10 protein-coding genes are annotated in these 14,652 nt (G+C 59.4%); 3 read left to right on the forward strand and 7 right to left on the reverse strand.

What is annotated here, in order from left to right:
* The first annotated feature begins 125 nt into the window (after window positions 1–125).
* On the forward strand, window positions 126–854 hold the full coding sequence (locus ACHZCJ_RS08450; protein WP_236554089.1) for an outer membrane protein: 729 nt from the start codon (window positions 126–128) through the stop codon (window positions 852–854).
* Window positions 855–989: 135 nt separating this feature from the next.
* Here the strand turns inward: ACHZCJ_RS08450 and ACHZCJ_RS08455 are convergent, their stop codons facing one another.
* Together ACHZCJ_RS08455 and ACHZCJ_RS08460 are read right to left on the reverse strand one after the other, a co-directional pair.
* Complete coding sequence (locus tag ACHZCJ_RS08455; protein ID WP_321325592.1) at window positions 990–1,862, reverse strand: tetratricopeptide repeat protein; 873 nt, start codon at window positions 1,860–1,862, stop codon at window positions 990–992.
* 37 nt (window positions 1,863–1,899) lie between these two features.
* The gene (locus ACHZCJ_RS08460) at window positions 1,900–2,940 is read right to left on the reverse strand and encodes a sel1 repeat family protein (protein ID WP_321325594.1); all 1,041 of its coding nucleotides are present in this window, start codon (window positions 2,938–2,940) and stop codon (window positions 1,900–1,902) included.
* Between the two features lie 377 nt (window positions 2,941–3,317).
* Between ACHZCJ_RS08460 and ACHZCJ_RS08465 the strand changes: the two genes are divergently transcribed.
* Complete coding sequence (locus ACHZCJ_RS08465; RefSeq protein WP_321325596.1) at window positions 3,318–4,772, forward strand: MFS transporter; 1,455 nt, start codon at window positions 3,318–3,320, stop codon at window positions 4,770–4,772.
* Between the two features lie 82 nt (window positions 4,773–4,854).
* Here the strand turns inward: ACHZCJ_RS08465 and ACHZCJ_RS08470 are convergent, their stop codons facing one another.
* From ACHZCJ_RS08470 to ACHZCJ_RS08490, 5 genes are all read right to left on the reverse strand, one after another.
* The gene (locus tag ACHZCJ_RS08470; protein ID WP_321325598.1) at window positions 4,855–7,056 is read right to left on the reverse strand and encodes a M3 family metallopeptidase; all 2,202 of its coding nucleotides are present in this window, start codon (window positions 7,054–7,056) and stop codon (window positions 4,855–4,857) included.
* Window positions 7,057–7,228: 172 nt separating this feature from the next.
* Window positions 7,229–8,077: a phosphodiesterase gene (locus ACHZCJ_RS08475; RefSeq protein ID WP_159647731.1), complete on the reverse strand. Its 849-nt coding sequence runs from the start codon at window positions 8,075–8,077 to the stop codon at window positions 7,229–7,231.
* Between the two features lie 27 nt (window positions 8,078–8,104).
* Window positions 8,105–9,910 carry a cytochrome c3 family protein gene (locus ACHZCJ_RS08480; protein WP_321325601.1) on the reverse strand — a complete coding sequence of 602 codons (1,806 nt, stop codon included), beginning with the start codon at window positions 9,908–9,910 and terminating at the stop codon, window positions 8,105–8,107.
* Window positions 9,911–9,926: 16 nt separating this feature from the next.
* Window positions 9,927–10,808 carry a hypothetical protein gene (locus ACHZCJ_RS08485; RefSeq protein WP_321325604.1) on the reverse strand — a complete coding sequence of 294 codons (882 nt, stop codon included), beginning with the start codon at window positions 10,806–10,808 and terminating at the stop codon, window positions 9,927–9,929.
* Between the two features lie 133 nt (window positions 10,809–10,941).
* The gene (locus ACHZCJ_RS08490) at window positions 10,942–13,392 is read right to left on the reverse strand and encodes a cyclic nucleotide-binding domain-containing protein (protein WP_321325606.1); all 2,451 of its coding nucleotides are present in this window, start codon (window positions 13,390–13,392) and stop codon (window positions 10,942–10,944) included.
* Between the two features lie 241 nt (window positions 13,393–13,633).
* Here ACHZCJ_RS08490 and ACHZCJ_RS08495 point away from each other — a divergent pair, with 241 nt between their 5' ends.
* A complete protein-coding gene (locus ACHZCJ_RS08495; protein ID WP_321325608.1) occupies window positions 13,634–14,590 on the forward strand; it encodes a tetratricopeptide repeat protein in 957 nt (318 codons plus the stop codon).
* Window positions 14,591–14,652 lie beyond the last annotated feature (62 nt).

Here is a 14,652-nt window from a genome sequence, read left to right on the forward strand (position 1 = left end):
GCCGTTTCCTCTACTCGTCGATCTAGCGCGCCCTGTATCCGGCGCAGCATCGACGGGAAGCCCGCAGCCATAGCGGGCAAGACCGGAACGATCCTGTTCCATGTTTAGTTAGTTGGAGTAAAATTATGAAATCCCCCATGATCACCCCCCTGATCCTCTCTTCGGTTGTCGGCAGCTTTGCCGTGGCCGCCCCTGCTACCGCGCAGTCCGACTCCCCCTTCACCGGTCCGCGCGCGGAAATTCTCGGCGGCTATGACACGCTGCGTTCGGGCAGCGATGTTGATGTCGACACCGACAATGACGGCATTTTCGAGAATAATACGCTCGACCAGTCGGTTGACGGTTTCGCCTATGGCGTCGCGCTCGGCTATGACTTCGATGCGGGTCCCGTGGTCTTCGGTATCGAAGGCGAATATATGGATTCGACCGGCGAACAGGAAGGCGACGAGGACATCAACGCGCCGTTCGGTTACCGCGTCAACCTGAAGCGTGACCTGTATATCGGCGCGCGCGTCGGTGCCAAGGTCAGCCCGACCACGCTGCTCTACGCCAAGGGCGGCTACACCAACACCGCCGTTGAATCCCGCTTCCAGGACCGCGCCGAATCCGATGGCGTCGATCTCAACTTCGACGACAGCCAGCAGGTTGACGGCTATCGTCTGGGTGCCGGCATCGAGCAGGTGATCGGAACCGGCGGCAACGGCAATGGCTCGGGTGCGTTCGTCAAGCTGGAGTATCGCTATTCCAACTACAGCTCGCTGAAATATAACGACACATTGTTCAACGATAATAATGAAATCGGCGTCGACCTCGACCGCCACCAGGTTGTCGCGGGCGTTGGCTTCCGCTTTTAAGCCGGATCTAGCCCGGTAACAGAGGGGCGCGCCGTTCGATGGACGGCGCGCCCCTTCATTGTGTGTTTTTAACGCGTGCGGTTGTCGATATCTGACAGGTTGCCAGCAAGACATTCGGGCCGGGGAAAACCGTCTTCACTGCTGCGGAATAGACCGCGCTTCGTTGCAGCCGTCCTGATTGCCCAGCTTGCAGGCATAACCGAAAAACCGACGGGCCATTTTCAGGTCGACCGGGCCACCGTCGCCGGTGCGCGCCAATATGCCCGTGTTCATGCAACCGCCCACGGCCCCGGCATTGCAAGATTGCGCAAAGGCTGCACGTGCTGCGGCCCGGTCCTGCTTCACCCCTTCGCCGCCGTAGAGCGCATTGCCATAGTTCAGGCATCCGTCCGCCTTCCCTTTCGTGCAGGACTTTTCGAAGGCACTGGCTGCGCTGGCCAGATCGACTGCGCCACCCTGCCCGGCCTGGGCCATCAGCCCCAATCCGTAGCAGCCGTCAACGTTGTCGCCGCTGCAGGCTTTGTCAAACAGACGTCGAGCCTTGACGAGATCTGCACTCACGCCATTACCAGCATAATGGAGAAAGCCCAGATTATAGCAGGCGCTCGACCGGCTCCCCTCGCACGCCTTGGTCAACGGGCCAAGTGAAGCGCCAATATCCTTGGGTCCTCCCTCCCCGTCGCGCAGCATCCGGCCATAGACATCGCAGGACGCTGGAATATCAGCGGCACAACCCTTCGCATAGGCGCGCCGCGCCAGCGGCAAGTCTTTCGCGACATGCGTACCGCGATACGCCATGGACCCCAGATTATTGCAGGTAACCGCAATATTTCCGTCAAAACAGGCGATTTTATATTGGGCGAAGGCGGTCGCGTGATCGCCCTTGTTCGCCGCTTCCTGTCCGGCCAGAGCCGCTTGCTGATAGCTGTTCATTCCGGACTGTGCGTGCGCCGTGGTTTCGGTGAGAATCACCGCCAAGACGACAAAAATTTTCAACAGATTCTGCATCGGCTGTTCCTTCGGTAATAGGGATGGATTTTGAAATTCAGCAAACATTGCGATTTGCATTATTGTTCATGGTGCAATGTGCGGAGCGGTATTTCTCTCGCACCTGCCTACGCGCGTCCGCGCTCGACAAGACTGACGGGGAGGCCGAAGACCCAGACGAGGAGGATCTGCGATAGCTGTTTCGACTGCCGCCATTCTGTGCGGCCCAGCGGCTGGAAGACGCGCCCGGCATATTGGTGCAATTGAATATACCGCAATCATTGCCGCGCGACCGGCGGGAGATTTCCGTATTAATGACCCGGTTCAGGCTACCCGACGGGAACCAATAGTCCAGCACATGGAGATTATCGATATAGATGCTGCCCATCGCGCCTGCATTGATGGTGGCAGTCAGCGCATATTCTGCATCATCGACGGTGCGGGAATTGTAAATGGCAGCATAGATTGCGCCGTCATAGTCCCCGCTTTTGAGGAAGCTGGTAACGATGGCGCGCTTGTTCGCCTTTACTGCTTGCCGCGCCGCTTGCTGCCGGGCGCGCTGGGCCGCTTCCGCCCGTTCCATCTTGACCCGACGGGATTTCAGCGATCCGGCAAGATCGCAGATCGATTTGCGGTCTTCACCGCCCGATCCGCATGCATGAGCAGCCAGTTGCTCCGCGTTCCGATAGTCTCCGAGATTATACAGGATACGGGCCTGGTGCATACAGGATTGCCAACGGCCAAAACCACAATTTATACCCCGGTACCGAAGGGCTTTTTCCGCATCGAAATAGGGTGAACCGCTGTCGGCAAAAACAGCTTCTGCCACATCGCAGCCGTCACGATCCTGCTCGGCACATCCCCTTTGTGAAAAATTGCCCGCCGCGGACCAATCCTTGTCGACATCACCTGCCCCGTCAAAATAGATCAACGCCAGGCGGCCGCAGGACGCCCCGTCGAAGTCGTTGCAGCCATTTTGCAAGTAGCGCAAGCTGAGAAAGGCATCAAAATCCGGGCTTTTCGGATCAGACAGGATCATCCCGGCCTTGCCACATGCTGATTTGTCGCCGGCATTGCACTGCGCAATATAGCTATCCAAAGCAGCGTCGCTTGCCTGCGCCGTTACCGGTGAACTGAGACAAGCCGTCAGCAGCAAGAGACAAAACAGATACAAGGATCGCCAAGCCTGCCCTGTTGGAGCAAGGACGGGCAGCGATGGGGTGGATTGCAGACTGGTCATTGCCCGTGTCTATTTGCAGGCCTTGCGGGCGTCCAATGACAAAGCCTGTTAGGAATCTCCGAACGGCCGGCGTCCGGTGAGCGTCCGCCGGCAGCAGAATGTTCCGGAACCACCTTCCCCGTCTTGTCCAACGGGCCTCCCGCATCGCCCAAGGCTATCGCTACCGGCTTCTCGATATCGCTCCTATCATGATTTCAGTGGCATCAGACCCCCTAGTGTGCGACGCTGACATCAATGTGAATAAGCACCAAAGCGCCTCTCTGCATTTAACCTTGCCCAACCGCCTGTCCTACGGTCTTGGCGGAGCGGTTTATGCGGTCAAGGAAGCCGCCTATGTCATGTTCGTGCTGCTGTTCTACACGCAGGTGCTGGGGCTGAGCGGTACGGCGACCGGGATTGTGCTGTCGCTCAGCCTGGTCTGGGACGCAGTGTCGGACCCGATGGTCGGTAGCTGGTCCGACCGCTACAAGAGCCGCTGGGGGCGGCGGCATCCGTTCATGATCTATGCCACCGTGCCGATGGGGCTGGGCTTTATCGCGCTGTTTGCGCCGCCTGATTTCGTGCTCGACAGCCAGCTGTGGCTGGCGGCTTGGCTGTTGGGCTGTTCGCTGTGGATCCGCACCGCGCTGACCTTTTTCTCGATCCCGCATTATACCCTGGTCGCGGAAATCTCGCAGGATTATCACGAGCGCAGTGCGCTGATGGGGCAGCGCACGGCCTTTCTGTTTCTCACCACCTTGCTGCTGCCCTCGGCCAGCCTCTATTTCCTGTTCGACGAAGGTGCGGGCGGCGACGGCCGTTTTGTCGCGAGCAATTATGTGACTTATGGCTGGCTGTCGGCGCTGATCGTCTGGATCACCGCGACGGCGTGCATCGCCGGGACCTGGAAGTTTATCGGCCATACCAGAGTCGACCCTGCCCGGGCGCCCTCCACGCCCGGTTTTGCGGGGCTGTGGCTTGATTTTCTCTCGACCTTCCAGAACCGCAATTTCCGCAATGTGCTCGGCTATGATCTGGGCGCGACCGCGTCTTATGGCATCACCATTGCGCTCAACATCATTTTCTGGACCTATTTCTGGGAATTGCAGGCGACCGAGATGGGGCTGCTGCTCGGCCTGTCCGTGCTGATCGCGGTGCCTATCGCGATGGTCTTCCTGAAGACCGCCGGCCGGCGAATGCCCAAGCATGATATAGTCAAATGGGCGGTGGTGGTGATGCTGCTCGACCTGTCCTGGCCCTATCTGCTGCGCTGGCTGGACCTGATCCCGGACAATGGTGACCCGGTGATCTTCGCGGTTCTGGTTGTCCAGAACGCTGTCTTCATGAGCTTCTTCATCTTGCGGATCGTGGCCATTGCCTCGCTGACGGCCGACCTGACCGACGAACATGAGGCAGAGACAGGCCTCAGGCAGGAAGGCGGTTTCTATGCGGTGCTACAGTTCACGACAAAGCTGGGCGGTGCGGTGGGGCCGCTTTATGGCGGCTTTGCTCTCGACCTGGTCGGGCTGGAGGAAGGCATGCGGCCGGGAGCGGTGGAACGGTCGGCGCTCGACGCGCTGGTCCTGATCGGCGCCGCCGCCATCGTGCCGCTGATGCTGATGGCGTTTTTCTTCACCTTCCGCTTTTCGATGACCGAAGAGCGGCTGCGGCAAATCCAGGCGCTGATCGCGCGGCGGCGGCAGGACCAATAAAAAGGGGGCCAAGCGGCCCCCTTTTCTAATTCCATCTGGACCATCGCGGCCTGTAGAGCCGCTTCGTCCGTTCGCGTCAGCGTCACTCACCCGGTACGGGGAAACCACGCTTCTTGAGGATATATTTGACCTCCGGATCGCGGCCGCGGAATTCGCGATAGGCTTCGCCGCGGTCGGTTTCGTTGCCGGTCGCCAGAATGATCGAGCGGAAGCGTTCGGCGACCTCCTTGTCCCACGGGCTGCCGGCCTCTTCAAAGGCTGCCCAGGTGTCGGCATCCATCGTTTCCGACCAGAGATAGCTGTAATAGCCGGCCGAATAGGCGTCCGACGAGAACAGATGGTTGAACTGCGGCAAGCGGTGCCGCATCACGATTTCCTTCGGCATACCGATTTCGGCCAGTGTTTCACGCTCGAACGCGTCCGGGTCAGTGACCGGCTCTTCGCGGTTGTGCAGCTTCATGTCGACAATCGCGCTGGATAGATATTCAACCGTCGCAAAGCCCTCGTTGAAGGTCTTCGACTTGTTGATCTTGTCGACCAATGCCTGCGGCATCGGCTCTCCGGTGTCGGCATGTTTCGCATAATTGTCGAGAATATAGCGCGTCAGCAACCAGTTCTCGTTCACCTGGCTCGGATATTCGACGAAATCGCGCGGCGTGCCGGCGAGGCCCGGATAGGTGATGTCATAGTTGAGATAATGCAGCGCGTGACCGAATTCGTGGAACAGGGTCGAGGCATCGTCGAGGCTGATCAGCGTCGGTTGCCCGTCGCCGCCCTTGACGAAATTATTGTTGTTCGAGGCCAGAACATAGCGGTTCTTGCCGCCCAGATCATGCTGGCTGCGATAGGTGGTCATCCATGCGCCCGACCGTTTTCCCTCACGGGCATAATTGTCGAGATAGAAGAGACCGACCAGCTTGTCGCCGCGCTTCACCTCGAACGTGCGCACTTCGGGATCGAAGACCGGAACGCTGCCCGTATTTTCGGTGAAGGTCATGCCGTACAGCTTGCCCGCCGCATCGAACATCGCGTCGACCATATTGTCGAGCTTGAAATAGGGTTTGATCTCGGCCGCATCGAGATCATATTTTGCCTTGCGGACCTTTTCGGCATAGAAACGATAGTCCCAGGGCGCGATGGTAATGCCGGCGCCTTCCTTGTCGGCAATCGCCTGCATGTCGGCGACTTCTTCCTTCACCCGGGCAACGGCGGCTGGCCAGACTTTCATCATCAGTTCCATCGCCGCTTCCGGATCCTTCGCCATCGTGTCGGCCATGCGATAATGGGCGTGGGTCTTGAACCCGAGCAGTTTGGCGCGATCGGCGCGTATCTTCAGGATCTTGGCAATGGTCGCGTTGGTATCATTCTCGCCGCCATTGTCGCCGCGGTTGATATAGGCGTTATAGACTTTCTCGCGCAGGTCGCGGCGCGTGGAATTCTGCAGGAAGGGCTGCATCACCGAACGGGTGTTTTTCAGCGCCCAGCCGGTCTTGCCCTGCGCTTCGGCAGCGGCCTTGATCGACGCGACAAAGCTGGCGGGCAGGCCGGCGAGATCGGCTTCGTCGGTCAGATAGATATAGCTTTCCTCGTCCGCGAGCACCTTGTTGGAAAAATCGTTGAACGCTTTTGACAATTCGGTGTTCAGCGCGATCAGCTTTTCCTTGTCCGCACCTTCGAGCAATGCGCCGTTACGGACGAGTTGCTCGTAATTGCGTTCGACAAGACGCATCTGCTGCGCGTCCAGGCCAGCGGATTCCCGGTTGTCATAGACCGCCTTGGTCTTTTCGAGCAATTTTGGATCCAGCGCCAGCTCGTCAAAGAAAGCCGAGATTTTCGGCATCCATTCGCCCTGAATCTTGCGAATTTCCTCGTTCGACAGATTGCTGCTGTGGACACCCCAGATGGCGAACAGCTCGTTGGAATCATTACCGGCCAGTTCCATCGGCAGGGTGAAATTCTGAAAGGTCGGGGGCTCGGGATTGTCGCGGATCGCAACTACCTCTGCCTTGACCCTGTCCATGGTCGCCTGAAAAGCCGCGGGAAAATCGGAGACCTTGATCTTGTCCCAGGCAGGCACGCCGTCATAGGGACCGGTCCAGGGTTGGAGCACGCTGTTCCCGCTAATATCCGCAGGGACCGCTTGCATCGCGCTCATTTTGTTCAGTTCGGCTGTCGTCATTTTTTTTCCATGATTGTCGGCGAGAGCAGGTGTCGCGGTTGCGCCGATCAGCGCGGCGCTTGACACGCCCAGAAAGATTTTACGGGTGGATATCGTGAATCGCATCTACATTTCTCCAAATATGGGATCCGCTCTACGCGGCTGACCCCGAAGCGCACAAAGCGCAGTTGGGGACCGTCTAGCCAAAGCGGAGCGGAAACGCAAAAAAGGTTGCGTTGGAAATCAAATATTAGACGAACGACTGTTTATTGCCGATGAACGACATCGGAATATCCGGCTATTCCGGTCTTTCAGCAAGCAAGGCGCGGACCAGCGGCTGCAGATTCTCGTCATAGCGGGCGAGCATCACATGCTCTTCGGCATTTTCGAAATGGCTGATCAGCTGTCGGCCGTTCCAGTAATGCAGGGCAATGGCCGGCGGGTCGGCAACGATCATGTTGCGACCATCCGGATTTTCGGGATCGATCGCGCTCAGGTCCAGCGCTACCTGCGGCGCGGTGGATGCACAGATCGCCAGGCTGACATCCCCCCACCAGGTAGAAATATTGCGGTGCAGATGGCCGGTGATCATGCCCTTGACCTGGTCATGACCCGCCACCGTTTCCGCCAGCCGGCTGACCCATGGCTCGTCGGGATGGGTGGTCATCCACTCGATCCCGCTTTCGACCGGCGGGTGGTGGAGGATCAGGATGACCGGCTTGTCCGTTTGCTCGGACAGCCGCGCGGACAGCCAGGCGGCCCGGGTTTCACAAAAAGCGCCGCCGTGACGCCCCTCTTCCAGCGTGTCGAGAAACAGCAGCCGCAGCTCCGCCGTGTCCACCTCATATTGAACGAAGCCGTCGGGGGCCGGAACGTCGGGAAACTGTTTACGAAACGGCGCTCGCAGATCATGATTGCCGAGACACATGTGGACCGGAAAGGGCACGACGGACAGGGCATTTTCCAGCCGCTGATAGCTTTCCTGATCGCCGCGGTCCACCAGATCGCCAGTTGCCAGCAACAGATCGGGCTGCGGAGTCATCGCGCAAATCGCCTTGATCGCCTGATCGAGCCGCTTGCGGTTGAATTCTGCCGGATTATCCGGGTCAAAGCCCAGATGAATATCCGTGATCTGCGCCATCAGCATGGACGCTCTCCCCTTTTTGCCTTTGCCCTAGCGCCGGGCAATCTGCTTCTCCGGCTTTGTCTGCTTGTCTTTCTGTTGTTCCTTGATCAGCCAGGGCGCTCCGTCATCGGCGTGATAGTCGTGACACATGGCGCAGGTCGATGGCACGTCGGATGCTTCCTGAAATTCGCCGCCGTGGCATTCGCGGCAGGTCTTTATGCCCGGCAACAGCAGGTCAGTGGCCTGCTTCGATGCCGGTGCATTGTGACAGCTTTCACAGGTTTCTTCCTTATGGGCGTCATGGCTGAACCAGCCCTTGTGCATATAGCGGTCGGTCTGGGTCACCGGCTTGATGCCGTAGTCGACCCGACCGCGCGCGGTCGGCGGGGTGACGCCGTGACAGTCGAAACAGGCACCGCCGCGCGAGAAGACCTCGCTGATCGCCAGATTGGCGCGGCTTGGCCGGAAACGGACGGCGCGGGCGTAGTCGCTGGCGACACGGATGTCGTTGCTTTCGCCCGGACGGCGGCGTTTCATTCCACCGAGATTGATCGGCCGCGCCGGGCCGGTGGAGCGGTAATAGGCCCGAAGATCGGCCTGCACCATCGCCGGTTCGCCGTGCCGCAGGGTCCGCACCGTGCCGCCAATCTCGTCAAAGGCCAGACTGTGGCACATGCTGCAGTCTTCCTTCATGTCGACCGGTTCGAAGCGCACGCCCTTGGGGTCCGGCGTGTGGCAATCCTTGCAGACCAGAGAGGGACCGAAACCATAGTCCGCCGCCAGCCGGCGCCCCATTTGCGCGACACCGCCGGTCTTCGACAGATGCAGGTCATGGGGGAATTTCAGGCCGTTATTCTCGGTCGGCTTGTCATCCAGCGAGATACGCTCACGCGGCGGATTCTTGCCGCCCGGGCGAACCAGCACAGCGGGCCGGAATTGCGGATGTTCGATGCCGAAGTCCGACGCATTTTCCAATTTCGTGTCGGTCAACCGTGCATCCATCCCGTTGTGGCAATCCGCGCAGAATTTCTGCGCAGTGGGTTCCATAGCACCGGCGCCTTCATGCTCGCTGTGACATTCGACACACCTGCCCGGCGGTTTGTTGAAAGCCGAAGCGAAAGCGGCGCCGATTTTGCCGAAACCTTCCGGGTCGCCCCGTGCCGTCAGCAGGCGCGGCTTGGCCGCATGGTCGTGCGCATCATCCTCGTGGCAGGTGAGACAGGTCTGGTCCTGCACGGTGACAAAGGCGTCGACATGACAGGCCTGGCAATCCTGCTCCAATCCATGGTGCGCGCTGCTCAGCGCGCCCGAGGACCACATGGTGTCGGCGTGAAACTGGTCGGGCCGCTCTTCGACCCCGCGCCAGGTCGCCCAGGTGTAGATCGGCCAGACCAGAAAGGCCGCCAGCACCAGCGCGATAAAGCCCCAGGCGCTGACCCGTTTGCCCGGGAGCAGCCCTTTGAGCGTGTACAGCGTCGACTCGCTGCGCGTTTCGGCGGAATCGGAAAGAGCCTCGACCCGCTTGACGGTCAGGATGATATCATCACCCTCTTCGCTGACGACAATGATATGGCCGCCGAAGCCAAGTTCCGCCCCGGTGGCCGGATCGACGGTGACGGAAATCCGCTGCTGTCCGTCGAGGGTGAAATTCTGTCCCGACGTGCTTTCGACAATGAGCTGCCCGTCGTCACGCTTGCGAATGACCGCATGATCCGGATTGACGGCAAGATCGGGCAGGTGGATCGCGTTGCCGGTGCTGCGGCCAACACCGATTTCATCCGTCGAGAAAGGCTTGGACCGGGTAATATCCCGGCCGGCGGCGGTGGTGGTTATCTGGCGAACAATGAAGGTCATATCGGTCTCTCCATCCTTACCAGTAGAAGAATACGCTGATGATATGCGCGGTGAGCGAGGCGATCAGCGCGAACGTCATCGGGACATGGATATAGAGCCAGACCTGCAGCATCGCCTTGAGCTTCAGGTGGCGGCGGACGCGACCCAATGTGGATTCCTTTTTCTCGAGCAGCGCCTCGACCTTGTCGAGCGGATCGTCACCGCCCATTTTAGGCTGGTAGGCCCGCTCGCGGCGCAGGTCAGCCTGCGCCTGCCGGGTCGCGCAATCAGGATATTTACCGGAAATGCGGCGAAAGAAGCCGCCGCCGAACGGATCCTGTTCGAGCGACTGCAGCACCTGGGTGGCATGTTCGGCCGAGAGCGGCTGCGCCGCCTCGTGCAGCTGCCGGTCGAGCGAACGAAGATTCTCGAGCATTTCGGTCTCGGTCATCTCGTCGCGATTGTCGGAGAGCGCCTTGGGAATGGTCACATAGAAATAGATACCGACGATGCCGGAAATGATCACGATCATCATGAACAGATAGGCGGCGGTGTGGATATTCCAGCCGAGCTGGAAGCCGGTGTGCAACGTGCCGATCACGATCAAACTGAGCCCGAGATAGATATGCGCCGAGGTCCAGGCCTTGAGCGACCACTGGCCCGGTGTCATCGCCCGCTTGCGCACGCCCAGCATGGTCAGCCACAGGATCAGCAGCGCCCCGATTGTGCCCAGCGTATAGCCGTACCAGCTGCCGCCATTGTGCCGCGGCGACACATCGACAAGCAGATAGCTGACGATACAGACCAGCATGATTGCCGAGGAAATCTTCAGCCAGCGGAACCCGGCATGTTTCAGGAAGCCGTCATGCATTGCGACTTTCTTGCGGCCGGACGGGGCCGGGATGGCGTTGCTGGCCATTATGGGGTGCCCCCCTTTGCTGCGGGTTTGGTGTCTGGTGATACCGTTCGTGCTGAGCCTGTCGAAGCACCGCGTCTTGCCATCTGTTCTTCGACAAGCTCAGGACGAACGGGATGTTGCAAAAACAAACAGTTCACACCTCTTCCCCTTCGAGCTTGGCGACGGTGAGAAATTCCTCCGGAGCCACGCGGATCGCCGCACCGGTCGGGCAAGCGCGAACGCAGGCGGGGCCGCCCTTGATCCCGGCGCACATGTCGCATTTGATCGCTTTCTTCGGTTTCTCCACCGATGGATCACTATGCTCGGCGCTCCAAGTCTTGTCCGGCTCGCCCGGCCCCGGACCGGTGCCGAAGAACAGCCAGCTGAGCAGGCCGGGCTTTTTCGGCGGCACCTTGTCCATGCGGATCACACCATAGGGGCAATAGCGCTGGCAATTGCCGCAGCCGATGCAGCTGTCGTCGATGAACACCTCGCCATCGGGACCGCGATGAATGGCATCGGGCGGGCAGTCGGACATGCAGTGCGGATGCTCGCAATGGCGGCAACTGGTCGGCACATGCAGATGGGCGTAGGTCTTGCCCGCCTCGCGATCGAGACGCGACAGGCCCTCGTGACTGTCGGCACAGGCTTTCTCGCAATTGTCACAACCGACGCAGAGATTTTCGTCGATCAGCAGCACATCCGTGGCTTCGCCAATGCCATTGTCGACGAGAAAATTGGCAATGCCCGAGTACATGTCGACGACGCCCGAAAAACTGTCCTTCTTCGCTTCGACAAAGGCGTTTACATCCTGTCGCGCGGCCATTTCCATCTTCGCCTTGCGCATCAGGTCCGGATGGGCATCGAGCACTTTCTTGAAGGCATCACCGTTGATCCTGATCACTTCCGACTTGATTGCGGCCTTGACCGTCGCAGTGCGATAACCACCAGCGATCAACGTCATTTCCCCGACATAGGAACCCGCCGGCAAATAGGAGAGGAACACCGGTTTTCCGCCGATCTGCTTCTCGACCACCATCGAGCCGACACGAATGACATATATGTCGTTGCCCTCGCCGCCTTCTTCGATAATCGCTTCGCCGGCGCGGACGTTGATGATCTCGCTGGTCTCGACAACCTCGGCAATATCCTCTCTGGTCAGACCCGAGCCGAACATCTGCAGCAATTGCCGTTCGGTGGAAATACGCGTGATAGCGCGCTTCGCAGCCGGCACCGATGCCTGCAGTTTCAGCGCCGCGGTGCGTGGAATTTCGACGACGATGACATCCTCGGCGGCCTTGATCGTCGCGCCGCGGCGGCGGCCCGAGATCAGACCGACCTCGCCAAAGATCGAACCCTGTTCGATCGGCACAGTGATCGAGGGATCGTCCGGATTGATTTCGACCGCGACCGAACCCTGGGCAATAGCGAACAGCGAACTTCCCGGATCGCTTCGTTCGAAAATGACCTCGCCGCGGCGATAGCTTTGCGGCTGACTGTCGAGCATGAATTCGCGCATCTGCAAGGGTGAAAGTTCGTTGAGGATGGTTATATTGGCGCGGAAAAATTCCAGCCATTCGTCAACCGTCCGCCCTCTCGGCAGGCTGCTGAATTTTTCTTCGAGGATCGGCTCGTCGGCGGGTTTCAGATCGCTATTGCCGTTGATGAATTCAATGACATCATAGCCCTGGTTCATGCAATGTTTGATCAGCGGATAGCCGGCAAGCGCACCGATAACGTATAGGCCCTTCTTGGTGCTTTCGAAGGCCGGCGACAATTTGGGATAGGCCTCGCGGTCTTCGCTGGTAAATTCGATCCCGCATTCCTCGACAAATTTGCGCGGCGGCGCGCTGCCCATGCGCGCGATGATCCGGTCGCATTTGATCGTCTCTTGCCCGTCGCGGGTTTCCAGCACCAGTTCGCCATCCCTGACCTCGGCCGGCGTCGTCTCGTTGCGGATCATCACCTTGCCCTGCTCGCCCGCTTCCATCAGCAGTTTCACATTGGCTTTCTTGGCACGGGCAAATTCGGCCGAGCGGTTGAGAATGGTGACAACATTATTCTGCGCCGCATCGGCAGCGAGGCCCAGGGCGTTTTCGATTCCCGCATCGCCCGAACCAATGACCGTGATATGCTCGTCATAATATTCGCCCGGATCGTCGAGCTGGTATTGCACCATCTTGTTGTCGCCGCCGGGGCAACGCATCAGGTTGGGATTGCCCTGCGTACCGATCGCCATCACGATCGTTTCGGCTTGCACTGTATCGCCATTTTTCAGGGTGAGGGTGAAATTGCCTTCCTCACCTTCGATCTTGACCGGCTCCGCATTATACCTGACGTTGACGCCGCGCTCTGCGGTCTGTTCATCCCAGGTGCCGAGAATATCCTCGCGCTTGCCCGCGTCGAAATCCATGTCCGAGCGCAGCACGAGCTGGCTCGGCGTCGCCATCACATGCTTGCCCTTCTGATATTTGAAGATGGTATCGGAGAGATGGTCGGTCTTTTCGAGCAGCACATGCTTCAGCTTGAGCTGCGCCGCGCGGCCAGCCGCGCTCATGCCCGCCGGTCCGGACCCGATGATGACTACACGAAACTTGTCCGACACGCGCTCGCTTCCCCCTTATGCTTTCCCCGACCAACGCACCCTCATACGTCATAGCGATCCGGTTCGGCTTGTAATTCGGCTTTAGCGCGACCCAAAAGATTGAACTTTGGCAGTATCTTACCAAAATGCCTCTTCATTGCCAGTGCAAAATATCACAGCTATCTCGGTGCTTGTCAGGCAGGTAACGGCTGCTTATCCCTGCACGGGAAAATGAATATGTGAAACAGCTCGAGGATTGACCATGGCGAAACCAGCTCCATCGATGAATATCAGCCGAATCGCGCTTATCGTCGCGGCTTTGCTGGCGCTGGGAGCGGTGGCGGTGCAGGTCTACCGCAGCATGAATGACGAGAGCGGTGGCAGCACGACTATTGCCGATGCCGGGACCGAGGAGGCACCCAGCGTCGATGAGGTTATCGACGGTCTGGAAAAAAAGCTGCAGGAAAATCCCGACGATGCGGAAAGCTGGCGGATGCTGGGCTGGAGTTATTTCGAAACCGGAAAATTTGCAGAATCGGCTACCGCGATGAAGCGCGCCACCACGCTGGATCCGGACAATCCCGAATATTGGTCGATGCTGGGTGAGGCGCTGGTCATGGCTAGCAACGGACAGCAAGTACCGGACGACGCCGCAGCCGCCTTCCGCAACGCTCTGAAACATGATTCGAAAGATCCCCGCGCGCGCTATTTTCTGGCAGTAGAGAAAGACATGGCCGGTGACCACCGGGGGGCGATCGACGACTGGTTCGCCTTGCTCGAAGACACGCCTGCTGACGCGCCTTATGCCGCCGATATCCGGCGTGTCATCGGCCAGGTGGCGGAGAATGAAGGCATGGATGTGAAAGCCCGTCTGGCGAAAGCCGCCCCCGCTGCGCCGACCGGCGGCGTCACGACCGACGGTCCGGCAGTCGCCACGGCGGCCATCCCCGGTCCCAGCCGACAGCAAATGCAGGAAGCGGCCGCCTTACCGCCCGGCCAGCAGGAGGCCATGATCGCCAATATGGTCGATGGTCTGGACGAGCGGCTGCAGTCTAACCCCGACGATGCCAATGGCTGGATCATGCTGATTCGCAGCCGCATGCAACTGGGCCAGACCGTACAGGCGAAACAGGCGCTCGACCGCGCCTTGAAGGCTTTCAAAAATGACGGGGCCGAGTCCAAGCGGATCAGGGAAGCTGCGGCAGCCCTTGGTGTCTAGGCGATATCGACCGCCTTGCCGCACAGAGATAAACCATGTGACAATCCTGTCGCCCCATTTCT

Origin of the sequence: uncultured Parasphingorhabdus sp., from assembly GCF_963677535.2 — a bacterium.
In the GTDB taxonomy this organism is placed as follows: Bacteria; Pseudomonadota; Alphaproteobacteria; order Sphingomonadales; family Sphingomonadaceae; genus Parasphingorhabdus.

Excerpts from the sequence above, each read along its gene's own strand:
- ACHZCJ_RS08450 (WP_236554089.1), top strand. The coding sequence starts at position 126 with ATGAAATCCCCCATGATCACCCCCCTGATCCTCTCTTCGGTTGTCGGC.
- ACHZCJ_RS08455 (WP_321325592.1), bottom strand. The coding sequence starts at position 1,862 with ATGCAGAATCTGTTGAAAATTTTTGTCGTCTTGGCGGTGATTCTCACC.
- ACHZCJ_RS08470 (WP_321325598.1), bottom strand. The coding sequence starts at position 7,056 with ATGCGATTCACGATATCCACCCGTAAAATCTTTCTGGGCGTGTCAAGC.
- ACHZCJ_RS08475 (WP_159647731.1), bottom strand. The coding sequence starts at position 8,077 with ATGCTGATGGCGCAGATCACGGATATTCATCTGGGCTTTGACCCGGAT.
- ACHZCJ_RS08480 (WP_321325601.1), bottom strand. The coding sequence starts at position 9,910 with ATGACCTTCATTGTTCGCCAGATAACCACCACCGCCGCCGGCCGGGAT.
- ACHZCJ_RS08485 (WP_321325604.1), bottom strand. The coding sequence starts at position 10,808 with ATGGCCAGCAACGCCATCCCGGCCCCGTCCGGCCGCAAGAAAGTCGCA.
- ACHZCJ_RS08495 (WP_321325608.1), top strand. The coding sequence starts at position 13,634 with ATGGCGAAACCAGCTCCATCGATGAATATCAGCCGAATCGCGCTTATC.